The following is a 23,593-nucleotide window of genomic DNA, read 5'->3' as shown; positions in this document are numbered from 1 at the left end:
GCGACGTGAAGACGAAACCGGGCATACCCGGACATCAGTACAACAGAGGAGAACGACATGAGAAACAGAGTGATCGGACCCAAATCCATTCCCGCCCGCGTAGCCGCGGCGGCGATGCTCGCCCTCCCGGCCCTGGCCGCCAGCGGGCCGGTGATCGCACAGGACAACGCCGTGCTGCGCTTCGGCCTGTCGGCTTATCCTCCGGGCCTTGACCCGTTTCGCCACGAAGGCGCGGCGGGCCATGATGTGAAGCTGCAGATTTTCCGCGGTCTCCTGGGCTTGAACGGCTCCGGAGAAATCGTGGGCGAACTGGCCGAGTCCTGGGAAGAAAACGGCACGGAATACGTCTTTCACCTGCGCCAGAACGCGACGTTTCACAACGGCGAGGCGGTGACGGGCGAGGACGTGAAATGGTCGCTGGAGCAGATTCGCGCCGAGGGGTCGACCGCCTATTTCAAGGACGAACTGCAGGTCATCACCGAGGTCGAGGTGATCGACGACAGCACCGTCCGCATCAAGCTCGATGCGCCGACACCTGCATTCCTGAAGCTGCTGGCGACGCCCTATGTGCCGATCCTGTCGCGCGAGGCCGGGCTTGAAGACCCGGTCGGTGCCGGGCCCTACCGCATCACCGCGACGGAAGAAGGCGTCGCGATCGAGTTCGAGGCTTTCGACGATTACTACAAGGAGGGCTATCCCAAGACGGAGCGCATGCGCATGATCGCCTATCGTGACGAGAACTTGCGGGTGGCGGCGCTGGAAGCGGGCGATGTCGACATCATCGAGTACGTCCCTTGGCAGAGCATGGCGAAGATCGAAGACGATCCCGACCTGACCCTGCAGGAGACAACCGGCCCGAACATGGTGCTGAACTTCAACGTCGAGCAACCGCCTTTCGACGATGCGCGGGTGCGTCGCGCGGTCTGCAATGCGATCAACCGGAAGGACATCGTCGATGCGGCGTTCTACGGGCGCGGCGCCCCGCTGGAGGGCCTGCCGCTCGATGAAAACTCGGAGGTGGCGGACGACAAGACCCAGACGCTCTTCGGGTTCGACATGGAGGGCGCCAGCGCCGCGTTGAAGGACAGCGGGGCAACCGGACAGGAGGTGACGCTTCTGTCCTCATCGACCTATTCCATGCACCAGGACACGGCACTGGTGATCCAGCAATATCTCATCAATGCCGGGCTTCAGGTGACCCTCGACCTGCCGGAGTGGGGCGCCCGCGTGGCGCAGGGCAACGAGGGGCAGTACCAGTTCGCTGTCAACGGCAGTGGGACGGTGGTCAACGATCCCGACGGGCTGACCGCGATGATCGGAAGCGGCACGCCCAGCTACAAGCGCTCCTACGGCTATTCCAACGAAGAACTGGATGCGCTTCTGAAGAAGGGCCGCCACGAACTCGACCCCGAAGCGCGCGCCGCGGTCTATGACGAGATCGCTCAGATCGTGGCCGAAGACGTGCCGCTTTGCCCGCTGACGCGGCGGACGCAGGGCTTCGGTCTGCGGCAGGGCGTCGAGGGGTTTCACGCGCTGGTGGGAAGCGCGAGCGGTTACTCGGCCTTCGGGCTTGAAGCCGTGACGCTCGACTGAGGCACGCGGGACCGGAAGGCGGGCGTGTCCCGCCTTCCAGGAAACGGGACGGAAATCAGATGCTTTCATACACCATCAGACGATGCGTCGTCGCGCTGTTGCTGGCCGTCTCGGTCGCTTCGCTCGTGTTCTTCGCGCTCTATCTCGTGCCGGGAGACCCGGCGACGATGCTGCTGTCGGTCGGAGGCGTGGAGCCGCCGGCGGCGGCGGTTCAGGCGCTGACCGAGGAGCTCGGGCTCGATCGGCCGGTCCTGGTTCAGTACCTGGATTTTCTGGGTGGCCTCGTAACCGGCAACCTTGGCCAATCCTTTGCGAATGGCGACACGGTTTGGAGCATGATCGCCGTGCGCCTGCCGCGAACACTGGAACTGATCGCGCTGGCCACCGCCATTTCGCTTGCCGTGGGGGTGCCCGCGGGTCTTGCCGCGGCGCTGCGGCAGGGGCGCACTGTCGATCGGCTCTTCTCGTTCACCGCGAGCGTCCAGATGTCGCTACCGGTCTTCGTGGTCGGCACGGCGATGGTCTATATCTTCGCGCAGCGCCTCGGCTGGGTGCCCGCGGGCGGCTACGTGCCGCTGGCACAGGATCCGGCGCGCCATCTTGTCCTCGTCCTGATGCCGGCGCTCGCGATCTCGGTGGGGTTCAGCGCGATCGTCTTTCGCATGTCGCGCGCAACGGTGGCATCGGTCCTGACGAAGGACTGGGTACGAACCGCGCGCGCCAAGGGACTTGCCGAGGGCCGCGTGCGGCGCTGGCATATCCTGCGCAACGCCCTGGGGCCGGTCGCGACCGTCGTCGGTCTCGAGATGGGCGGGCTGCTCGGCGGCTCGGTGCTGGTCGAATACGTCTTCAACTATCCCGGCCTCAGCGGCTTCCTCGTGACCGCGATCGAAAACCGCGACTATCCGCAGATTCGCGGAACGGTTCTGGTCATCGCGTTCCTGTTCATCCTGCTGAACCTGCTGGTGGACCTCCTTTACATGCTTCTCGATCCCAGGGTGCGCGACTGATGGACAAGACACGGAGTACACAACGCCGCGGCCCGGGCGCTCTCGAGCTCAACCTCGGTCTGCTCGTGGCCCTGATCGGTATCGCGGTCCTCGGGCCGATGGTCTGGCGGCTCGATCCGACGGCGATGAGCATCGCGGAGCGCTACGCTGCGCCCTCGTCGGCGCATCCGCTGGGGCAGGACAATTTCGGGCGCGACGTCCTGTCCCGCCTTCTCTACGGGGCACGCACATCCCTGAGCATCGCCTTCGCGACCGCGCTCATCGCGGCGACGCTCGGCACCGCCGCGGGGATCGCCGGAGGCTACTTCGGGCGTTTCTGGGAATTCGCGACGCTCCGGGTGTCGGACGTCCTGCTGGCGTTTCCTCCCATCCTGATGGCCCTGCTCGTCGTTGCCCTGTTCGGGCCCAGCGTCGCCACGCTGGTGATCTGCCTGTCGATCCTCTACGTCCCGAATTTCGCGCGCGTGGCCTATGGCGAAACGCTTTCGGTGCGGCGTCACGAATACGTTGACGCGCAACGCGCCTTCGGGGCCCGGGCGCCGCGGATCCTCGCGCGGTCTATCCTGCCGAACATCGCCGGACCGGTGCTGGTACAGTTCTCGCTGACCGCGTCCCACGCCATCATCGTCGAAGCCGGCCTCAGCTTCCTCGGACTCGGGGTCGTGCCGCCAACGCCGTCCTGGGGCCTGATGATCCGGGCTGCGCGAGCGCAGGTCGAGGTGAACCCGATGGGTATCGTCTGGCCAAGCCTCTGCCTCGTCCTGACGGTCTTCGTGGTCAACCGGCTCTGCGACGCCCTTCAGGCGCGGTTCAACCCACGCAGTGCCAACGCGGCCCGCGCGTCCAGGCAAAGCGTGTCGGAAGAGGTCGTCTACCGCGCGCCCGAGGCTGCCAGCGACGCGCTCCTGTCCGTGTCGGATCTCAGGACCGAATTCCTGACCGAGGCGGGTCCGGTCGAGGCTGTCAGCGGCGTGTCGCTCGACGTCCGGCGTGGCGAGACGCTGGCCATCGTCGGTGAGTCCGGATCGGGCAAGAGCGTGACCGCGCTGTCGCTCATGCGCCTGAACGAGCGTGGCACGACCCGCATGAGCGGATCCGTGACCCTCGATGGGCGGGAGCTGATGACGCTGTCGGACGAGGCGTTCCGCGATATTCGCGGCAACGACATCGCGATGATCTTCCAGGAACCGATGACCTCTCTGAACCCGGTCCTCACGGTCGGAACGCAGATCGTCGAGGCGATCCAGGCGCATCGCGACGTGACCCGAGCCGAAGCGCGGGCCGAGGCGCTCCGCCTGCTCGACAGGGTACGCATCCCTGACTCCGCCACGCGGATCGACCAGTTTCCGCACAACTTTTCGGGCGGCATGCGGCAACGGGTGATGATCGCGATGGCATTGGCCGGTCGCCCGAAGCTTCTGATCGCGGACGAGCCGACCACCGCGCTCGACGTCACGGTGCAGGCGCAGATTCTCGAGTTGCTGAAGGAGTTGCAGCGCGAAGACGGTATGGCGGTGGTGTTCATCACGCACGACATGGGCGTCGTCGCGGAACTCGCCGACACCGTCGCGGTGATGTACCGCGGCAAGCTGGTCGAGACGGGCGCGAGCGAGACGATCTTTGCCGCGCCGGAGCATCCCTATACCCGCGCGCTTCTCGCGTCGGTGCCGCGGATCGGCGCCATGGCGGGACAGGCACATCCCTTGCGGTTTCCCGAGGTCGATCGCGCCACTGGCATCGCGCGCCAGGCACCCGAGAGACGCGACACTGTCCGCCGCGATGCGGACCCCGTGCTGCGGGTGCAGGGCCTCGTAAAGCGGTTCGAGCTGCCTGGGCGGTTGCTTTCACCGTCACCGGGGCGGGTGCATGCAAGTGAGAACGTGAGCTTTGACATCCATGCGGGCGAGACGCTCTCGCTGGTCGGTGAATCGGGCTGCGGCAAATCAACGACGGGGCGCGCGATCCTGCGCCTGACCGATCCCGATGCAGGGGAGGTGCAGCTCGCCGGCAGGGATGTGACAGGCGCGGACCCAAAGCAACTCCGCGCCCTTCGGCGCGAGATGCAGATGATCTTCCAGGATCCGTTCGCCAGCCTCAACCCGACGCAGCGCGTCGGCGCTTCGATCGCCGAGCCTCTTCTGATCCACGACCGCGCGCGGGGCGCAGAGGCCCGGAAGCGCGTGGAAGACCTGCTGGTCCGTGTCGGGCTGAGCCCCGAGATGGCCGACCGGTTTCCCCACGAATTCTCAGGCGGGCAGCGCCAGCGGATCTGCATCGCCCGGGCCCTCGCGCTCGAGCCGAAGGTCATCGTGGCGGACGAGGCGGTGTCGGCGCTCGACGTGTCGGTCAAAGCCGAGGTGGTCAACCTGCTCATGGAGCTGCAGGAGACCATGGGGCTCGCCTATCTGTTCATCAGCCACGATATGGCGGTGGTCGAGAGGGTCAGCCATCGCGTCGCGGTAATGTATCTCGGCGAAATCGTTGAGATCGGCCCACGCGAGGCCGTCTTCGGCGATCCCCAGCACCCATACACCAAGCGGCTTCTCCAAGCCGTGCCGGTGGCCGATCCGTCCCGGCGCGGCCAGCGACGCTCCGTGCCCGCGGGCGATCTGCGCAGCCCCGTCCGTCCCACGGACTACGTCGGCCCCCGCCGGGAGTGGCGCAGGGCAGACGCCGGTCAATTGGTGATGTCGTGGGAGGAAGACCCTGAATGGGCAGGGAGCTCCACGTTGTCGGTGCCGTCCTAAACAGATCCGGCCTTCATCGATGTCCCGATCAGCCGACCGTGTTTCACCCGATAATGTGTGTCATCAACGCCTGCCTGGGAGACGCCAAATTGCAGCGGCTGACATCTTGTGAAGGTCGGCACTGACCCGATCGCTTCCGCCTCTTGCTTTGAGTGGATGGCGGGAGCAACAAACCTGGCCTCTGCTCGACACTGCGGGCGCCATGTCTCCGGTGTGTCGTAGGGCGCGTTTTCCTCGTGGGTCAGGCGCACGTTCGGCCCATCCCAGACGCACGGGGCTTGCTGCGCTGTGCGGCGCTTAGGAAAAAGCTTGAGGCGGTGCATCGAAGCCTCAGCGCATCTGCGGGAATGACAGCCTGTCCATTTCTTTCAGAGCACCCGGCCCGGACATCGGCTCGGCCGATCAGGCTCGCGACAAGACCGACGGTCTGGCGGAGCGGCAGGCCGAAGAGGACCTTCAGCGTCAGGAAGGTCTGAACGGTACTGTCGGAGAAGGTCTCGGGGTGGCACGGCATAGTCGGTGCAAGCGGCGGTGCTGAAAGTCGTCATGGTATGACGATGTCCTGGCAAACGAGCTTCCCGAGGGCGCCCATAAGCAAAATAGAAACATAACTACAGGGAGTTAGTGGCGGAGAGACAGGGATTCGAACCCTGGGACCCCGTGAAGGGTCAACGGTTTTCGAGACCGCCCCGTTCGACCGCTCCGGCACCTCTCCGCGCTGCTGGGTCGCAGGTGGCGTGTCGTTTAGGCCGTGGCGGGCGGGCATGCAACCCCCGATCTGGCGGGTTTCCCAGCGGAATGCGGGCAGGGCAGGGCGGGGCCGGCCAGGAGGCGCCGACGCCTGACGATTTGGTGGGTCCCGCTTGGCAGGACGCAATGCGTTGCGTATCGCTGGTCAACGCGATGGGCTGCGCCCGTGCCGGACCCGAGCTGCCGTGCGGCATTGTCGGTTCGGCGTCGGGTCACGTCCTGTCGTCATGGAGCGTCACCGTCCGCAAAGGGGTCATCCGAATGCGTCCGACCAAAATTGCCGCCCGCGTCCTTTTGTCTGCGCTGCCTGCTGCTCTCTGCGGTGGGCTCGCGCTGGCGCCGATCGATGCCACGGCCCAGACAGCGCCCATGCCATCCGTGAGAGCCGCCGATCGGGCGGAGGTCGCGCCGCTTGCCGAAGCGTTGCGCATCGAGGAGCTCATGGCGGTGATGCGGGCCGAGGGACTGGCCTATGCCGTCGAGTTGCGGGACCAGCTCTTTCCGGGCGAAGGCGGCGCGCGGTGGACCGCGGCGACGCGGGAGATCTACGCGATGGACACCATGACCCGTGTCATGGTGGAGGGCCTCGTCCACGACATGTCCGCAGAGGACGTCGCCGCCGCGGCGCAGTTCTTCACGTCGGACCTCGGGCAGCGGATCGTGGATCTGGAGATCGCCGCCCGCGAGGGGTTGATGGAGGACGGTGTCGAGGAAGCGAGCCACGACCACCTCGGTGAGCTGGCGGATGCGGACCCCGAGCGGATGAAGCTTCTGGATGCGTTCATCGCGGCGAACGATCTGCTCGAAGAGAATGTGGTCGGTGCACTCAACGCCAATCTTGCCTTCTTCGAAGGTCTGGACGCGGGCGGCGCATACTCGGAGGAGTGGAGCGAAACGGGGTCGATGTACGGCGACCTCTGGGCCCAGGAGGCGCGCATCCGTCAGGAGACGGGGGAGTGGATCTACTCCTACCTCGCCATGGCCTATGCACCGCTCACCGATGCCGAACTCTCATCCTACATCGCATTCTCCGAATCGGATGCCGGGATCGCCCTCAACACGGCGCTCTTCGGGGCGTTCGACCGGCTCTATACCCGGATCAGCTACGACCTCGGCCGCGGCGCGGCGCGGTTCATCGCCGGCGAAGACATCTGAGACGCCCCCGCGGCGCTTGACACCAAGGGACTTCCTCGCCATAGAGCGGCTTCCCTAAGAACCGAGCCCCCGAGGGGGCCGCCGTCACAGGCGTCGGCATGGCCGACACGAACGTTCCGGAGACCCGGAAGGCCGTAGACGCGAGAGAAATGAAGGAAACGGCCCATGTTTGCGGTCCTCAAGACCGGCGGCAAGCAGTATCGCGTTCAATCCGGCGATGTGCTTCGTGTCGAAAAGCTTGCAGCTGAAGCAGGCGAAACCGTCCAGTTCAACGACATTCTCATGATCGGCTCCACGGTCGGTGCCCCCCTCGTCGAGGGTGCGGGCGTCCAGGCCACGGTGATCGAGCAGATCAAGGGCGAGAAGGTCATCCACTACGTCAAGCGTCGCCGGAAGCACAGCTCGCAGCGCCGCAAGGGGCACCGTCAGCAGCTCACGCTCCTGCGCGTCACCGATCTTCTTGAATCGGGCGCCGACAAGAGCGACGTGAAGGCTGCGATCGGCGCCGGGTCCGTTTCGGGTGCCGCGATCGTCGCCTCCGACGGCCGCTACGCCAAGAACAAGACCGACCAGGCGGAGATGAATCGCCGCGTCACCGAGGGCAAGGCGAACGAGAAGGTCGCCGAGACCACGGATGCCGCCGACACTCCGAAGAAGAAGCCCGCGAACCTCCTCAGCGAATCGCGGGACGGCAAGGGTGACGATCTCACGAAGATCGGTGGCGTCGGCCCCAAGCTGAAGCAGAAGCTGAACGACAACGGTGTCTACCATTTCGACCAGATCGCGGCGTGGACGCCGGAAGAGGTCGAGTACATGGACGACCAATTGTCCTTCAAGGGCCGCATCACGCGTGACGGCTGGATCGACCAGGCGACCCAGTTCGCCGCAGAACAGGAGTAAGTCCCGATGGCACACAAGAAAGCTGGCGGCTCTTCCCGGAACGGTCGCGACTCTGACGGCCGCCGCCTCGGTATCAAGAAGTTCGGTGGCGAAGCCGTGATCCCCGGCAACATCATCGCGCGTCAGCGCGGCAACAAGTGGTGGCCGGGCGAGAATGTCGGTGAAGGCAAGGACCACACGCTCTTCGCCAAGGTCGAAGGCGCCGTGTCCTTCCGCAAGGGCTTCAAGGGCCGGACGTTCATCTCCGTTCTTCCCGTCGCCGACGCCGCCGAATAAGGCGCGTCCGATCCGGGCTTAATCGGATCGAAAGACACACGATCTATCTGGACGGGGCTGGCGGTGTCGCCGGCCCCGTCCCCGTATCGGCCGGAGAATCCGGCCCTGCCGCGTCCGGGGAGGGCACGCGGACGGGCTGCTGGTCGGCGCCGGGAAAATCCCGGCTGCGAGGAGGGTTATTTCATGAGCGAGACAGTCTCCCTGACCGGGCAGCCGGAGATCGTGGCCGACCGCGTGGTGCTGCGGCCGCTGCGTCGCTCCGATGCTGGCCTCCTGAGCCTCTATGCCGGTGACAAGCGCGTTGCCGCATCCACCTCTTCGATCCCGCATCCCCTGCCGCCCGGCACCTCGGAAGCCTTCATCACGCGTGCCCTCGCGCCGAACCGGCGGGAAGAGGTCTGGGCCCTCGATGGCTCGTCCAGCGGGCTTGGGGAGCTTGTCGGCGTCATTTCCCTGACGCGCATGCTTCACGGCGCGCCCAACCAGGCTGAGATCGGATACTGGGTCGCGCCCGCCTTCTGGAATACCGGCCTCGCCTCCGAAGCCGTACGCGCGCTCACCGCGGCCAATCCGCTCGGCAGCGCCACGATCTTCGCCAGCGTCTTTCAGGACAACTCGATATCTGCGCGCGTCCTGACAGGGGCGGGGTTCGACTATATCGGCGATGCCGAAACCTTCTGCGTCTCCCGCGGCGCAAAGGTGCCGACCTGGACCTATCTACTCCGTCTTGAGGCTCGGCGCTCACCCGCGGCTTGATGGCCGCGTCCTCTTGGCGTAGGCGGACAGCCTGACAAGGGGGCGGACATGAAGTTCCTCGATCTGGCCAAGGTCTATCTGCGCTCCGGCGCTGGCGGTAACGGGGCGGTTTCGTTCCGCCGCGAGAAGTATATTGAATACGGCGGTCCCGATGGCGGGGACGGCGGGCGCGGCGGCGATGTGATCGTCGAGGTTGTCGAGGGGCTGAACACGCTCATCGATTTCCGCTATCAGCAGCATTTCTTCGCCAAGAACGGTCAGGGCGGCATGGGTCGCCAGCGCACCGGCCGCACAGGTGATGACATCGTGCTTCGCGTGCCGGCCGGGACCGAGATCCTCGAGGAAGACGAGGAAACCGTGATCGCCGATCTGGCCGAGGTCGGGGATCGCGTCGTCCTGGCGCGCGGCGGCAACGGCGGCTTCGGCAACCTGCATTTCAAGACCTCCACCAACCAGGCGCCCCGCCGCGCCAACTCAGGGCAACCCGGCGTAGAGCGGACGGTCTGGCTGCGCCTGAAACTGATCGCGGATGCGGGCCTTCTCGGTCTGCCGAATGCGGGCAAGAGTACCTTCCTCGCGGCGACGTCCAATGCCCGCCCGAAGATCGCAGATTATCCCTTCACCACGTTGCACCCCAATCTCGGCGTCGTCGGCGTGGATAATGCCGAGTTTGTCGTCGCGGACATCCCCGGCCTGATCGAGGGCGCACATGAGGGCAGGGGCATCGGGGACCGCTTCCTCGGCCATGTGGAACGCTGCGCCGTGCTGCTTCACCTCGTCGATGGCACCTCTGAGGATCCGGTTCAGGACTGGCGCACGATCATCGGTGAGCTCAACGCCTATGGCGGCGTCCTCGCCGACAAGCCACGGCTGACGGTTCTCAACAAGATCGATGCGCTGGACGATGAAGAGCGGGATGCGCGCGCGGCCGCCCTTGAAGAGGCGACGGGCGGTGAGGTCATGCGCATGTCCGGCGCGACGGGCGAGGGCGTGCGCGAGGTGCTGCGCGCGCTTCGCCGGATCATCCTCGCCGAGCGTGGAGCCGAGGCGTCGGTGGACGAGGAGCCGGGACCGTGGCGCCCCTGACGCTCGCCCAAGGACGCCGCATCGTCGTGAAGATCGGCTCCGCCCTTCTGGTGGACGCTGCGACGGGAGCCCTCCGCGAGGACTGGCTGACCGGTCTCGCCGAAGACGTCGCGGCGCTGCGCCGCAACGCGGACGTGATCCTCGTGTCCTCGGGCTCCATTGCCCTGGGGCGCCGCATCCTCGGCCTCGCCCCCGGGGATCTTTCCCTCGATCACGCGCAGGCCGCCGCGTCGGTCGGCCAGATCCGCCTTGCGCGCGCCTACGAGGCTGCCCTCGGCGCCCACGGTATCATCTCCGGCCAGGTTCTCCTGACGCTGGACGACAGTGCGTCCCGCCGCCGCTATCTCAACATTCGTGCGACGCTGCAGACGCTTCTCGGCCTCGGCGCCGTGCCGGTCGTCAACGAGAACGACACCATCGCCACCGACGAGATCCGCTACGGGGACAACGACCGTCTCGCCGCGCAGGTCGCCGTGACCATCGGCGCGGACCGGCTCATCCTCCTGTCCGACGTCGATGGCCTCTACACCGCGAACCCCGCGCTCGATCCCGGGGCGCGCCACCTCCCCGAGATCGGGCGCATCACGCCCGAAATAGAAGCGATGGCCGGCGATCCCGTCTCCGGCCTCTCCAAGGGCGGAATGCGCACCAAGCTCGCCGCCGCCAAGACCGCCACGGCCGGCGGCTGCGCGATGGCGATTGCCCGCGGAGATGCGCATCGTCCGCTGTCGGCGCTCGACGGCGGCGCTCGCTCGACGTGGTTCCTGCCGCAGGACGATCCGCAGGTTGCGCGCAAGCGGTGGATCGGCGCCATGAAGGCGAAGGGCACGGTCGCGGTCGATGCCGGCGCTGGCGATGCGCTGCGACAAGGGCGCTCGCTTTTGCCGGCCGGGGTGACCGCCGTCACCGGCCGGTTCGAGCGAGGTGACCCGGTGGAGATCGTGGACCAGGGCGGTGCACGCCTTGGCCTCGGCCTTGTGAGGTACGCCGCAGCCGAGGCGAGCCGCATCATCGGGGCACGTTCGGAGGAAATCGAGGACATCCTTGGACATCCTGCGCGCTCCGCCCTGATCCACCGCGACGACATGGTGCTTTGAAGCCGAGCGCCGCCCTTTCATCTTGTGGCGAATACCCATATTCCGGACGCCGAACGGCAACGAAGGGGTCGGGCCATGAAGGACGGCACAGGCGACATTCACGAGATGATGCAGGATATGGGCCGTCGAGCGCGCGCAGCGGCCGACGTGCTTGCCTACACCCCGGCCGAAGTCAAGCGCGCCGCTCTCGAGGCCGCCGCGGACGCGATTCTTGCTGCCGAAGCTGAGATCTTGGCGGCGAATGCCGCCGATCTCGACGCCGCGACCAACCTCACTCCTGCCATGACGGACCGGCTGAAGCTCGATTCCGGCCGCATCGCATCGATGGCTGAAGGCGTTCGCGCCATTGCCGCGCAGGAGGATCCCGTCGGCGCCGTTATCGCCGAATGGGACCGGCCGTCCGGCCTTCATATCAGACGCGTTCGCACCCCGCTGGGCGTCGTCGGCGTGATCTATGAAAGTCGTCCCAACGTGACCGCCGATGCCGGCGCGCTCTGTCTCAAGGCCGGCAATGCCGTCATCCTGCGCGGCGGATCCGAGAGCACGCGCTCCTCCGCGGCCATCCACGATGCCCTCGTACAAGGCCTGAACGCGGCCGGTCTTCCCGCCGATGCCATCCAGCGTGTGCCCACCACTGACCGCGCCGCCGTCGGCGAGATGCTCACCCTGTCCGAGTATATCGACGTGATCGTTCCTCGCGGCGGACGCAGCCTTGTCGGTCGGGTCCAGACCGAGGCGCGCGTTCCGGTCTTCGCCCATCTCGAGGGCATCTGCCATATCTATGTCGACAAGGCTGCCAATCCCGAAATGGCGATTGATGTCGTGCTCAATGCCAAGACCCGCCGCACCGGAATCTGCGGGGCGGTGGAGTGCCTCCTCGTTCATAAGGATGCCGCCGAGCTCGGTCAGAAGATCGTCGACGCGCTGATGGCGGCCGGTGTCGACGTTCGCGCCGAGGGGCTCTCCGGGTCCGCCCCCGCGACCGAGGACGATTGGGGGAAGGAGTATCTCGACATGAAGATCGCTGCCCGCCTCGTCCCGGATATCGATGGAGCGATCGCGCATATTCGCCGTTACGGATCGTCTCATACCGAGGCGATCCTGACAGCGGATGACGCGGCTGCCGATCTGTTCTTCACCAGGCTGGACAGCGCGATCCTCCTGCGGAACGCCTCGACGCAGTTCGCCGACGGCGGTGAGTTCGGCATGGGCGCCGAAATCGGGATCGCCACCGGGAAGATGCACGCACGCGGCCCCGTCGGGGCTGAACAACTAACCTCCTTCAAGTACCTCGTCACCGGCGACGGAACGGTCAGGCCCTGAACATGACGGATACCTCCGAACTCCCGCAGCTTTACCTTGTCACGCCGACGCTTCCGGATCCGAGCAGTTTTCCGGACAGGCTCGCGAGGGTCCTTGATGGCGCCGAGATCGCCTGCGTCCGTCTTGCGATCCAGGGCACCGACGAAGATGCCATTGCCCGGGCGGCTGATGCCGTCCGGCCGGTCTGTCATGATGCCGACGTCGCCCTCGTCGTGACGGACCATTTCAAGCTTGCCGAACGCCTCGGTCTCGATGGAGTACACCTCTCCGGCCCGAAGAACATTCGAGCCGCGCGCAAGGCCCTCGGTCCGGATGCCATCGTAGGCGCATTTTGCGGTGCTTCCCGGCATGACGGCTTGAACGCAGGTGAAGCAGGCGCCGATTATGTGGCCTTCGGGCCGGTCGGCGGCGGCGGTGTCTTGGGAGATGGTACGGTTGCCGAGCATGATCTTTTTGCGTGGTGGTCCGAGATGATCGAGTTGCCTGTGGTTGCCGAGGGTGCTCTCGACGTCACCGCAATTCGGTCGCTTGCCCCCGTGACGGATTTCTTCGGGATCGGCGACGAGATCTGGCGCGAAGATGATCCTGCCGCGGCCCTTGCTCGATTGAAGGACGCGATGGGCGTATAGCTGGCATCGCATCCCGGCTACGCCTTTGGCCCGGCAACTGTCAGAACATCTGAATGTCTCCTCGCTCCGTGCTCTCGCTGCGGAGGGACCCGGCGCACTCTCCGTTCAATCGCTGCTTGAGCGAGGCCAAGCGAAGGCCATCAAACAGATCGGCATGATCGATTTCCGTCTTGCCCGTCCGGTCGGCGATGTTTGAGGCGAGGCGTCCCAAATCCTGCGCAACCTGGGTGGCGAAGTCCAGGTTCTGGAGTTGCGTCACGCTTCCTGCCAATGCCAGACCGTCATCACCGGCAAGGTCCCGCGCCTGAATGGCGGCCGTCAGATCCGACAGGCGGACGAGTTCTGCCGCCATGTTCGTCATCACCGACGACAGGATCGAGGCGGCATCAGTTTCCCCGAACGACGGATTTTCAGGGCGTTGGCTGATCGTGCTCACAGACGCCCCACCACGGCTTCAATGCAGTTCAGTAGGCCCTGTGGATCGAAGGGCTTCGCAATGAAATTGTTCATTCCCAATTGCTTTCCGGCATTGATGATATCGGGATCTGCCTTACCCGTAATCAGGATGAAACCGACGCCGCCGAGTTTCGTGTCCGAGCGGAGGGACTTGAGAAGTTCGAGCCCGTCCATTCCGGGCATGTTGTAGTCCGATATGACCAGATGCGCGGGCGCCTTTCCAAGTGCCGCGAGTGCGCTCGGCCCATCTTGCGCGTTGCGGACATTCCGTACTCCAAACCCGTCGAGGGCTTGCAGGATAAGGCCGCGGCTCGTCGACATGTCATCGACGACCAAGACGTGGAGCTGATCGCGAAGGGCCATTTTGTCAGTACCTTTCTCTGGAGCCGGAATAATGGGCGCTGCCCTTTCGATAGGTCGTCGTTCCGACCGGGATGAGCTCCGTCGCTGGCACGCCTTCGACACGCTCCGAATGTCCGACGAACAGGTGTCCCCCGGATTTGAGCAGAGCTTCGAATCTCGGCCACAAGGCTGCCTGTGTTTCTGCGTCGAAATAAATGACGACATTCCTGCAGAAGATGATGTCGAAGGCGCCGCGCATCGGCCACTGTGTCATGAGGTTCAGCGGTCGAAAGGTGCAGAGGGCGCGCAGGTTTTCGGAGGCCCGCAACGTGTTGCCATCTCCCGACCGTGCGCTGAAGTGTTTCTTCCGGATATCCGGAGGAACCTTCTTGAGCAGCGTTGCCGCGTAAGCGCCTTTCTCAGCCGTCGCAAGGACGTCCCTGTCGATGTCGGTGGCGAGGATCCGAATGTCGAGCTGTGCCGCTTCGGGGCATGCCTCAAGGACGCACATCGCTATTGTGTACGGCTCGGCGCCGGTTGAACAGCCGGCTGACCAGATTCTCACCCGCTCTCCCCGTTTTGCGGCGTCCATCAAGGGCGGGAGGATTTTCCCTGAAAGAAGATCGAAATGGTGGGGTTCGCGAAAGAACGATGTCACATTCGTCGTCAGCGCTTCGATCAGTCCACGGCGTTCATCCTTTCCATTCGGGCCGTCGAGAATCGCGAGATAGGATGCAATGTCTGGCAACCCGAGCCGGCGCGCGCGTTTTGCAAGACGAGAGAAGACCATGGAGGCCTTTTCCTGCGGGATCTGCAGGCCGGCTTCCGCGCGCGCGATACCGGCTATGCGAGCGAAATCGACTTGTTTGTCGGTCTCGGAAAAGGATGACTGCGCCGATGTCATGCCGCCTCCGTCTCATGGCCGGGCTGGACTGCATCAAGATCGAGGATGCGCAGCATGCGACCTTCGATGATTGTCAAAGCCTTGATGAAGCCATGGCTCGCATCCTCCGCCATGTCGGGCGGGGGCTGCATGTCCCCCTGCGGGATCGAGAGGATATCCGAAACAGCATCCACCAGAAGTCCGAGGGTCTGATCATGAACGTGGACCACGATGATCACATTGCGTTCCGTGGGCTCCGCGACCGGGATGCCGAGCTGGCGCGCAAGATCTATGATCGGCAGAACAGTGCCGCGCAGGTTGATGACGCCGCGGACATGCGCCGCCGAATGGGGCAGGGGCGTTGCACGGGTCCAGCCCCTTATTTCGCGGACGGACATGATATCGACCGAGTATTCCTGTTCGCCGACTCGAAACGACAGCAGCTCCTGCTCGGTGGGATCGATGTGACCTTGCTCGCTCATGGACTCTATCCTGCGTGGAGGGATTCTTCGGCCGACGGTTCCCGACCGGGGATTATGGTCAGGTCGGCGGCGGCCCTGGTTGCGCCCGAGGCCCGGGCCATGAGATCGACCGGATCGAGGATTAGCGCGACCTGTCCGTCCCCGAGGATGGTTGCTGCGGCAATGCCGGGGACGTGTCCGTAGCTTTCCTGGAGGCCCTTGATCACGACCTGTCGCTGTTCTTGGATCTCGTCGACGATGAGGGCGGAGCGGCTTCCATCCTCTTTGGCAATAAGGAGAACGACGCTCGAATCGTACTGGCCGAGCGGTGTCCGGTAACCGAGCTCGGCCCCCAGATCGAGAAGGGGGACGAAGCTGTCGCGAATATGGATCACGCTCGTCCTCGGGCCGAGGTGCCGGATCTCGCTGCCGGCCAATGTGAGCGTTTCGACGATCGATCCGAGGGGCACGACGATGGTCTCGCCGGCGACGCGGACGACCATGCCGTCGAGAACGGCAAGGGTCAGCGGAAGGCTGATCTGGAGTGTCGTGCCACGACCGGGCTCGGACGAGATCGCGATCCGACCGCCGAGGGACTGGATGGAGCTGCGAACGACGTCCATGCCGACGCCGCGCCCGGATAGATCGGACACTTTGGAGGCAGTGGAGAAGCCCGGAAGGAACAGGAGGTTGTCGATCTCACTGTCACTGAGCTGCAGACCCGACGCGATAAGGCCCTTCTCTTCGGCAATCTGTTTGACTTTGGGCCTGTTGATGCCGGCGCCATCGTCGGACACTTCGATGATGACGCGCCCCGACCGGTGCGCGGCACTGAGCCTGACGACGCCTTCGTCCGGTTTGCCCGCGGCAACGCGTTTGTCGCGGCTTTCAAGACCATGATCGACGGCATTGCGCACCATGTGGGTTAGGGGATCAGACAGCCTTTCGATGACAGTCTTGTCGACTTCGGTGGCTTCGCCGTCGGTGACGAGGCGGACGCGCTTGTCGACGCTTGCGGAGGCTTCGCGGACGATCCGGGCCATGCGCTGGAACAGGGATTTGACAGGCTGGGCGCGGATCATCATCACGCTGTCCTGAATGTCCCGGGTCAGTTGCATGAACTCCTCGAGCCCGTGGGAAACAGGTGAATTGGCTGGGATCCCCATCTCCGCGACCGATTGAGTGAGCATCGCTTGATTGATGACCAGTTCGCCCACGAGATTCACCATGCGATCGATGCGGTCGAGATCGACACGGACGGTCTGCTTTGGTTTTGCGGGCTCTTCCGGAGGAGAAGCCGGCGCGGGCGACGTCTGTCCAGCTGCCGCGACAGGGGTGGGGGCAGACGGCTCTGCGATCGGGACGGTTGCCGGCTCGGGCTCAGGATCCGGCCGTGCGGACGTCGGATCTGGGGACAATCGATCTGCGCACGCCGTGGCCCCGGCCACATCCGAGCTGCAGCGGGAAATGTCGAGCCGGCAGACCCCGTCGACGAAATCAAAGATTTCGGCTACACGCTCGCGATCGACATCCGCCGCCAGCCTCATCGACCAGGACAGGTAATTCTCCTCGGGGTCGAGGTCCCACAGGGGGGGAACCGCAGAGGTGTCACAGCGCGTTTCCAGCGGCCCGACCTCCGAGAGGGCGGCGAGGAGATGCCGCGGTTCGTTTCCTGTCACGAAGAGTTCGCGCTCGGGCTTGAACGAGATGTCCCAGCCGGGAGCGGCAGCTGCCTCGTCCGGCGAAATGTCGAGGCCGGGCAGGTCGAGGGACAGGGTCATCGGCGTGAACTCGACGGCCTCCGCCTCGCCCTCTGGTTTGGGGCTTCCGCCGGTCAGCCCCTCGAGCTCGCTCAACGTCGCTTCGATATCCGCTTCATCGAGGGAGGTGCCGTCGCGGGCGGCGCGGACGAGGTCGAACAGGACGTCGGCCGCGCGGAAGAAGAGGCGCATCGCTTCGGCGTCGGCGCTGAGGCGGCCGGCGCGCATCTCGTCCATGACGGTTTCGTAGCGGTGGGCGAACCGGACGAGATCGTCGAGGCCGAATGCCCCTGCGCCACCCTTGATGGAGTGAACGGCGCGGAAGCAGACGTTGATCGTTTCGGAATCGGATGCACCGCCCTCCATGGCGGTCAGGCCATCTTGCAGACTCTCAAGGAGTTCCTCGCACTCGACAAAGAACGAGGCGCGGATTTCGGCCATGGGATCAGGAGCTCTCATCTGGCATCTCCGTTTCCGGCGACCATGTGCAGGGCGCGGATGAGCTTGTCCGGATCGAACGGCTTGACGATCCATCCAGTGGCCCCGGCGCTGCGGGCACGGGCCTTGAGTTCCGGTGCGCTCTCTGTCGTGAGAAAGAGGATCGGCGTCGTCCGGTGCCTGGGCTGTTCGCGGACGGCTTCGATGAAGCCGAACCCGTCCATCCGCGGCATGTTCAGATCGGTGATGATGACATCGGGGGAGGTCTGCTCGAGCACCTCCAGACCGTGGACGCCGTCCTCGCCGAAATGCGCGTCGAACCCCGCGCCCGAAAGGGTCAGTTGGAGCATGTCACGGATCGTGCGGCTGTCGTCGACCGCGAGTACTTGCAACGCCATCGCTCAGCCCTCCGCCGCGCGGGGCTGGAAATCGGACGCCGTCAGCCCGAAAATTGCGAGCTGCCGTGTGATTGCATCCTCCTCCAGTCCTTCGATGGAGAAGTCCCGGCCCGACTCCCACCACGTCCGGACCGCGGAGAGCAGGACCTGCAATCCGGGCGTTCCGAGATGCGCGACATTCGTCGCATCGATGACGATCGGGCCGTCCGCATGGGATTGCAGTTCGGCGGCCAGCGGTGCGGCGGCCGGCAAGTCGAGTCGCGCCGGCAGGATGATCCGCGGGGCACCATCGCCTTGGCGCCGCTCTGTGCTGGTGGCTGGGGCCACTGGTAGACCTCCCTCGCGTTGACTGTCACGCGAGGGGGTTTAGCGCCCGGTCTCTTAACATCCGCTTACCGACAGACGGCTTTGTGGGTCAGGACTGCGCCATTCGGTGTTCAAGGTGAACGATCGAACCGATGAGGGCGGCGTAGTCGTCTTCGACGACGGTGACGTCGAAACGCTCCATGAAGGTCGAGAACCGCCCCTTGTCCCGGAACGCTTCGACGAAACCGTTGGTATGCATGTGAGGGACCATGGCGCGGGCGACGCCGCCGATGAGGTAGATGCCACCGAACGGCAGATGGGTCAGCGCAAGATCACCGGTGACGTTGCCGAGAAGCCTGACGAAGGTCGCGACGGCATCCTGCGCGCAGGGATCGCCGCCTGTCTCCGCGGCCTGCATGACCTCTGCCGCGGACGCGCCGTCCCCCGTCTGACGCTCGCTGCAGAGCCAGGAATGGATCCGTTCGAGACCGCGGCCCGAGAGGACGTCCTCGATGGAGGCGAAGCCGTGGTTGTGTTCGACGAAGGCCGCGAGGCGGCGGTCATCGTCCCGCCTCGCCGGCAGGGAGGCGTGGCCGCATTCGGATGGGGGGACGTAGCGGCCTGTCTCGGTGTTCCAGACAGGAGCTGCATTGAAGCCGGTGCCGACGCCGACGACGAGCTGCGCCGCCTCGCCGGATGTCTCATGCGCGCCGATGATGGGGTGCAACCGATCGGCGCTCAGATGGCCCAGAGCGTGGCCCTGGGCCTGAAGATCGTTCAGGAGCGCGACGGTTCCGGCCCCGGTCGCGCGGGCGAGCACGTCCACGTCCAGAACCCAGTCGAGATTGGTCATCTTCCCGCGGCCTTCGAAGACGGGTCCTGCCATGGCGATGCAGGCGGCATCCGGCGCGCCGCAGCCGGCCTCCTCGATGAACTGGCGGAGGACCGGCTCGAGGGCGCCGAACTCGGAATTGCGGAACGCGCGGGTGGAGGCGTCCACCAGCACACCGTCGCGGGCGAGCGCGACGCGGGTGTTCGTTCCACCGATGTCGGCGACAAGGGACTGGCGGCTCATGCGGACCTCTTCAGCGCTGATTTGAGCGCGTGATAGGATGCCTTGGGGCTGCGTTCCAGCGTGTCGTAATCGACATGGACGAGACCGAAGCGGGGACCGTAGCCGAGCGACCATTCGTAATTGTCGAGAAGCGACCAGGTGATGTAGCCGGCGAGCGGAACGCCGTCCTCCGCCATCGCCCTGCGGGCCTGCTCGATATGATCGGTGAGGTAGGAAATGCGCTGGTCGTCCTGATGCGGCGCCTCGGCGGCGAGCCCGTTCTCGGTGACGTAGATGGGCAGGCCGGGCGCGTCCCGGGCCACCTGGTTCAGGAAGTGGCGCAGGCCCTCGGGATAGATCTCCCAACCGACCTGCGTCTTCGGCAGGCTCCCGTCCACTGGCGCGAGTGCGGGCCAGGGGCCGGGCGCCGCCGCGATGTTCTTGCGCGTGTAGTAGTTCACGCCGAGCCAGTCGAGCTTCTGGCCGATGAGGGGCATGTCGTCCTGCCAGCCATGGGGCAGGTGCGGCTCCAGCCCCTCGAGAACCTCCTCCGGATAGGCGCCGTGGAACAGGCCGCCGGTGAAGAAGCGATTGTAGATCGCGTCATAGGTGCGGGCGGCGCGGCGGTCGTCCTCGCTGTCGCTGGCGGGGTTGGAATACTCGAAGTTGCAGACCGCGCCGACATTGGAGACGTTCGCGCCGCGCAGGACCTCGACGGCGCGGCCATGGGCGTAGAGGACGTGATGCATGGCCCGGGCGGCCGCTCGGATGTCCCTGAGGCCGGGAGCATGGACGCCCTCGAAATGGCTGAGCCAGGCGACGCACCAGGGCTCGTTGATCGGAGCGGCGGACCACACGCGGTCCCCGATGCGGGCGGCCATCAGGTCTGCATATTCGGCAAACCAGTCGCCAATATCGCGATTGCGCCAGCCGCCCTTGTCGGCCAGCACGCTGGGCAATTCCCAGTGGTAGAGCGTCCAGGCGGGCTTCAGGCCGCGCTCCAGAAGACCGTCGACGAGACGGTCATAGAAATCGAGGCCCTTCTGGTTCGGCGTGCCGGTGCCCTCGGGCAGGACCCGCGCCCAGGAGGTAGAGAACCGGTAGATGTCGAGTCCGAGATCCTTCAGCAGGTCCAGGTCCTCGTCCATCCGTCCGATATGGTCGCAGGCGACATCGCCGTTCTCGGCGCCTTCGACATTGCCGGGGGTCGCCGCGAAATCGTCCCAGTGGGTCCGGCCCGCGCCGCCCTGCGCACCGCCCTCGATCTGATACGCGGACGTGGCAGCGCCCCACAGGAACCCTTCGGGGAATTGCGACCGGTCGAACATGGCATTGCTCCTGATCTCATGTCAGCGCTCACAATAGGCGACGCCGTCGCATTGGAAAGGCGGAGACTGCCCTCGGACCAGCGCCGACCGAGCGGATGACAGCGGGTTTCGCCCAGGCCCCGATTTCGCCAAAGCCTCAAGGCCCGCGCGGACAGTGCCACCGTCCGCGGCCGAATTCGAACAGCGACGCGGCGACATAAAGTTATTTCTCTCGATGCCGCGTTGACAGGGAATTGCGTGGGCATACGATGGGGGTGGCAAGGCCCCGGACGGAATTGATGTTTCCGCGATGCCGCAATTCGGGGCCGAATGGAAGAACGACGCCGGTCCCGCAGGGACAGGGGTCAAGTCTGGGAGGACATTCATGAAATTCCATCTTATGGCCGGCGTGGCCACCATCGCCCTCGCCGCCGGAGCCGCCAACGCACAGGATCTGGTTTTCCCGATCGGCGAAGGCGATTTCAACTGGGACAGCTATCAGGCATTCGCCGACAGCCACGAGGCGGACGGAACCGCGATCACCGTGTTCGGCCCCTGGCTCGCCGGAGAAGCCGAGGCCTTCGAGAACCTTCTCGCCTACTTCAACGAAGCCACCGGCGCGAATGCGACCTACTCGGGCTCCGACTCGCTGGAGCAGCAGATCGTCATCGACGCCGAAGCCGGCTCCGCCCCCAACATCACCGTCTTCCCGCAACCGGGTCTTGCCGAGAGTATGGCCGAGCGTGGTTTCCTGTCGCCGCTGCCCGAGGGCACCGAGCAGTGGGTGCTCGACAACTACGCTGCGGGCCAGTCCTGGGTGGATCTCGGGACATACGCCAATGCCGAGGGCGAAGATGACCTCTACGGCTTCTTCTTCAACGTGAACGTCAAGAGCCTCGTCTGGTACGTGCCCGAGAACTTCGAGGATTTCGGGTACGAGGTCCCCGAAACGATGGAAGAGCTCAAGGCGCTGATGGACCAGATGGTCGAGGACGGCGAGACGCCGTTCTGCGTCGGGCTCGGCTCCGGCGGCGCGACCGGCTGGCCGGCGACTGACTGGGTCGAGGACCTGATGCTGCGCCTCCACGCGCCCGAGGTCTACGACCAGTGGACCACCAACGAGATCCCGTTCGACGATCCGCAGGTCATCGAGGCGATCGAGGAATACGGCTTCTTCACCGGTAACGACGACTACGTCGCCGGTGACGCGACCGCCACCGCCGCCACCGACTTCCGGGACAGCCCCAAGGGCCTGTTCGACGTGCCGGCACAGTGCATGATGCACCGGCAGGCGTCGTTCATTCCGGCCTACTTCCCCGAGGGGACGGTCGTCGGCCAGGATGCGGACTTCTTCTACTTCCCGGCCTACGAGGAACGCGATCTCGGGCGCCCGGTGCTCGGCGCCGGCACGCTCTTCGCCATCACCGATGCGAACGAGGGTACGGACGCCTTCATGCAGTTCCTGCAGACGCCCATCGCCCACGAGATCATGATGGCTCAGGACGGCTTCCTGACCCCGTACACCGAGGCCAACCCGGAGCTCTATTCCTCCGATGCGCTGCGCGGGCAGGGCGAGATCCTGACCAACGCGACCACGTTCCGCTTCGACGGATCCGACCTGATGCCCGGCGGCGTCGGCGCGGGCAGCTTCTGGACGGGGATGGTGGATTACTCCTCCGGCACGGCCTCCGCGGCGGATGTGGCCTCCGACATCCAGGACAGCTGGGAAAACCTCCAGTAACGTCGCGGCCCGGCCGGAGAACGCTCCGGCCGCCGCATTCACCTCGCGACCGGTCCGGGCGGCACATTCCGTCCGGGCCCATCGTCACCGCCGCCTGATCTCGTGAGGACCAGATGAATCCAGCCCTGCAAGGTGTCATCATCGTCGTTCTGGCCGTTGCGGTCTGCGTCGGGTACTTCTGGTCGTCGAACCAGATCCTCGACCGGGTGATCTTCCCCGCGAAGGGCGAGAAGGCCGGGCAGAACATCAACCGGGCGAACATGGTCCGTCCGTGGCTCTTCCTGTTCCCCGCGCTGCTCGTCCTCGGCGTCTACCTCGCCTACCCCGTGGTGGAGACGCTGCGCCTGTCGCTGACCCAGCGGGTCGGATCGGGGTACGAGTTCGTCGGCTTCGACAACTACGTCCAGATGTGGAACGAGCCGAAGTTCCGCGAGGCGCTCCTGAACAACATGCTCTGGCTGGTCGTCGTGCCGGCGGCCTCAACGGCCTTCGGGCTTCTCGCCGCCCAGCTCACCGACCGGATCGGCTGGGGCGCCGTCGCCAAGTCGCTGATCTTCATGCCGATGGCGATCTCCTTCGTCGGCGCCGCGGTGATCTGGAAGCTGGTCTACGACGCCCGTCCGCTCGGGCAGGACCAGATCGGTATCCTCAACGCGATCTACCTCGGCCTCGGCGGCGATGCGCCGCAGACCTGGCTGACCATTCCGTTCTGGAATAACTTCTTTCTCATGGCCGTGCTCGTCTGGATCCAGACGGGCTTTGCCATGGTGATCCTCTCCGCAGCGCTCAGGGGCATCCCGGAGGAGACCGTCGAGGCCGCGATCGTCGACGGGGCAGGGCCTCTGCGCGTCTTCTTCCAGATCAAGGTGCCGCAGATCATGGGCACGATCCTCGTCGTCTGGACGACGATCACGGTGATCGTCCTCAAGATCTTCGACATCGTCTACGCGATGACCAATGGCCAGTTCGAGACGCAGGTTCTGGCCAACTACATGTACGACAAGCTCTTCCGCGCGAACGACTGGGGCGTGGGATCGGCCGGGGCCATGGTGATCATGCTGCTCGTCACGCCGATCCTGGTCTGGAACGTCTACAACGCGCGCAAGGAAATGCGCTGAAGGGGGA

The 23,593-nt window shown here is 65.3% G+C and carries 22 protein-coding genes, 1 tRNA gene and 1 pseudogene; 13 read left to right on the top strand and 11 right to left on the bottom strand.

Translation table 11 applies throughout. The features are described from left to right. The first annotated feature begins 57 nt into the window (after nucleotides 1-57). The 3 genes from DQG15_RS02050 to DQG15_RS02040 are packed head-to-tail and all read left to right on the top strand — an operon-like array spanning nucleotide 58 to nucleotide 5,350. On the top strand, nucleotides 58-1,593 hold the full coding sequence (locus DQG15_RS02050) for an ABC transporter substrate-binding protein (RefSeq protein ID WP_116082340.1): 1,536 nt from the start codon (nucleotides 58-60) through the stop codon (nucleotides 1,591-1,593). A 59-nt stretch (nucleotides 1,594-1,652) separates the two neighbouring features. Beyond that, nucleotides 1,653-2,603, top strand: coding sequence for an ABC transporter permease (locus tag DQG15_RS02045; RefSeq protein ID WP_116082337.1), 951 nt, complete (start codon nucleotides 1,653-1,655; stop codon nucleotides 2,601-2,603). Continuing rightward, nucleotides 2,603-5,350: a dipeptide ABC transporter ATP-binding protein gene (locus DQG15_RS02040; protein ID WP_370454153.1), complete on the top strand. Its 2,748-nt coding sequence runs from the start codon at nucleotides 2,603-2,605 to the stop codon at nucleotides 5,348-5,350. Before DQG15_RS02045 ends, DQG15_RS02040 begins: the two co-directional genes overlap by 1 nt. Before the next feature lie 385 nt (nucleotides 5,351-5,735). Here DQG15_RS02040 and DQG15_RS02035 read toward each other — a convergent pair. Then, nucleotides 5,736-5,852 (bottom strand): annotated as a pseudogene (locus DQG15_RS02035) (transposase); the annotation flags it as partial. A 123-nt stretch (nucleotides 5,853-5,975) separates the two neighbouring features. Further along, nucleotides 5,976-6,065, bottom strand: a tRNA-Ser gene (locus DQG15_RS02030). A 296-nt stretch (nucleotides 6,066-6,361) separates the two neighbouring features. Here DQG15_RS02030 and DQG15_RS02025 point away from each other — a divergent pair. The 8 genes from DQG15_RS02025 (at nucleotide 6,362) to DQG15_RS01990 (ending at nucleotide 13,322) form a co-directional block, all read left to right on the top strand. Continuing rightward, nucleotides 6,362-7,255, top strand: a complete 894-nt coding sequence (locus DQG15_RS02025) for a DUF2059 domain-containing protein (protein ID WP_232830670.1) — start codon at nucleotides 6,362-6,364, stop codon at nucleotides 7,253-7,255. A 165-nt stretch (nucleotides 7,256-7,420) separates the two neighbouring features. Continuing rightward, nucleotides 7,421-8,155 carry a 50S ribosomal protein L21 gene (locus DQG15_RS02020; RefSeq protein ID WP_116082334.1) on the top strand — a complete coding sequence of 245 codons (735 nt, stop codon included), beginning with the start codon at nucleotides 7,421-7,423 and terminating at the stop codon, nucleotides 8,153-8,155. Between the two features lie 6 nt (nucleotides 8,156-8,161). Further along, nucleotides 8,162-8,431: a 50S ribosomal protein L27 gene (gene rpmA, locus DQG15_RS02015; protein ID WP_116082332.1), complete on the top strand. Its 270-nt coding sequence runs from the start codon at nucleotides 8,162-8,164 to the stop codon at nucleotides 8,429-8,431. A gap of 183 nt (nucleotides 8,432-8,614) precedes the next feature. Then, entirely contained in the window at nucleotides 8,615-9,187 is a 573-nt protein-coding gene (locus DQG15_RS02010) for a GNAT family N-acetyltransferase (protein WP_116082330.1), read from the top strand. Nucleotides 9,188-9,235: 48 nt separating this feature from the next. Beyond that, nucleotides 9,236-10,273, top strand: coding sequence for a GTPase ObgE (gene obgE, locus DQG15_RS02005; RefSeq protein WP_116082329.1), 1,038 nt, complete (start codon nucleotides 9,236-9,238; stop codon nucleotides 10,271-10,273). Continuing rightward, on the top strand, nucleotides 10,261-11,370 hold the full coding sequence (gene proB / locus DQG15_RS02000; RefSeq protein ID WP_116082327.1) for a glutamate 5-kinase: 1,110 nt from the start codon (nucleotides 10,261-10,263) through the stop codon (nucleotides 11,368-11,370). The genes obgE and proB overlap by 13 nt, the downstream gene beginning before the upstream one ends. 75 nt (nucleotides 11,371-11,445) lie before the next feature. Further along, nucleotides 11,446-12,693, top strand: a complete 1,248-nt coding sequence (locus DQG15_RS01995) for a glutamate-5-semialdehyde dehydrogenase (RefSeq protein ID WP_116082326.1) — start codon at nucleotides 11,446-11,448, stop codon at nucleotides 12,691-12,693. Between the two features lie 2 nt (nucleotides 12,694-12,695). Next, complete coding sequence (locus tag DQG15_RS01990; protein WP_116082324.1) at nucleotides 12,696-13,322, top strand: thiamine phosphate synthase; 627 nt, start codon at nucleotides 12,696-12,698, stop codon at nucleotides 13,320-13,322. A gap of 40 nt (nucleotides 13,323-13,362) precedes the next feature. On the opposite strand, the gene DQG15_RS01985 is transcribed toward DQG15_RS01990, so the two are convergent. The 9 genes from DQG15_RS01985 to DQG15_RS01945 form a co-directional block, all read right to left on the bottom strand. Beyond that, nucleotides 13,363-13,758: a hypothetical protein gene (locus tag DQG15_RS01985; RefSeq protein ID WP_116082322.1), complete on the bottom strand. Its 396-nt coding sequence runs from the start codon at nucleotides 13,756-13,758 to the stop codon at nucleotides 13,363-13,365. Beyond that, a complete protein-coding gene (locus DQG15_RS01980; RefSeq protein ID WP_116082319.1) occupies nucleotides 13,755-14,141 on the bottom strand; it encodes a response regulator in 387 nt (128 codons plus the stop codon). The genes DQG15_RS01985 and DQG15_RS01980 overlap by 4 nt, the downstream gene beginning before the upstream one ends. Nucleotides 14,142-14,145: 4 nt before the next feature. Continuing rightward, entirely contained in the window at nucleotides 14,146-15,024 is an 879-nt protein-coding gene (locus DQG15_RS01975) for a protein-glutamate O-methyltransferase CheR (RefSeq protein ID WP_116082318.1), read from the bottom strand. After that, nucleotides 15,021-15,485, bottom strand: a complete 465-nt coding sequence (locus DQG15_RS01970; RefSeq protein WP_116082316.1) for a chemotaxis protein CheW — start codon at nucleotides 15,483-15,485, stop codon at nucleotides 15,021-15,023. The genes DQG15_RS01975 and DQG15_RS01970 overlap by 4 nt, the downstream gene beginning before the upstream one ends. Before the next feature lie 5 nt (nucleotides 15,486-15,490). Then, nucleotides 15,491-17,683, bottom strand: coding sequence for a chemotaxis protein CheA (locus DQG15_RS01965; protein ID WP_232830669.1), 2,193 nt, complete (start codon nucleotides 17,681-17,683; stop codon nucleotides 15,491-15,493). Next, complete coding sequence (locus DQG15_RS01960) at nucleotides 17,680-18,060, bottom strand: response regulator (protein WP_116082313.1); 381 nt, start codon at nucleotides 18,058-18,060, stop codon at nucleotides 17,680-17,682. Before DQG15_RS01960 ends, DQG15_RS01965 begins: the two co-directional genes overlap by 4 nt. 3 nt (nucleotides 18,061-18,063) lie before the next feature. After that, nucleotides 18,064-18,387, bottom strand: a complete 324-nt coding sequence (locus DQG15_RS01955) for an STAS domain-containing protein (RefSeq protein ID WP_116082310.1) — start codon at nucleotides 18,385-18,387, stop codon at nucleotides 18,064-18,066. 88 nt (nucleotides 18,388-18,475) lie between these two features. Beyond that, entirely contained in the window at nucleotides 18,476-19,441 is a 966-nt protein-coding gene (locus DQG15_RS01950; RefSeq protein ID WP_116082309.1) for a glucokinase, read from the bottom strand. After that, nucleotides 19,438-20,748 (bottom strand): GH1 family beta-glucosidase, encoded by a 1,311-nt coding sequence (locus DQG15_RS01945; protein ID WP_116082307.1) that lies wholly within the window; start codon nucleotides 20,746-20,748, stop codon nucleotides 19,438-19,440. The genes DQG15_RS01950 and DQG15_RS01945 overlap by 4 nt, the downstream gene beginning before the upstream one ends. 364 nt (nucleotides 20,749-21,112) lie before the next feature. Here DQG15_RS01945 and DQG15_RS01940 point away from each other — a divergent pair, with 364 nt between their 5' ends. Both DQG15_RS01940 and DQG15_RS01935 read left to right on the top strand, forming a co-directional pair. After that, nucleotides 21,113-22,468, top strand: a complete 1,356-nt coding sequence (locus DQG15_RS01940) for an ABC transporter substrate-binding protein (protein WP_116082305.1) — start codon at nucleotides 21,113-21,115, stop codon at nucleotides 22,466-22,468. Nucleotides 22,469-22,581: 113 nt separating this feature from the next. Continuing rightward, nucleotides 22,582-23,586 carry a carbohydrate ABC transporter permease gene (locus tag DQG15_RS01935; RefSeq protein ID WP_116082303.1) on the top strand — a complete coding sequence of 335 codons (1,005 nt, stop codon included), beginning with the start codon at nucleotides 22,582-22,584 and terminating at the stop codon, nucleotides 23,584-23,586. Nucleotides 23,587-23,593: the final 7 nt, after the last annotated feature.

The sequence above is a fragment of the Tropicimonas sp. IMCC34011 genome (genome assembly GCF_003390865.1).
In the GTDB taxonomy this organism is placed as follows: Bacteria; Pseudomonadota; Alphaproteobacteria; order Rhodobacterales; family Rhodobacteraceae; genus Tropicimonas_B.
Note: the sequence above shows the minus strand (reverse complement) of the source record. Positions and strands in the feature narration are given on the sequence as shown.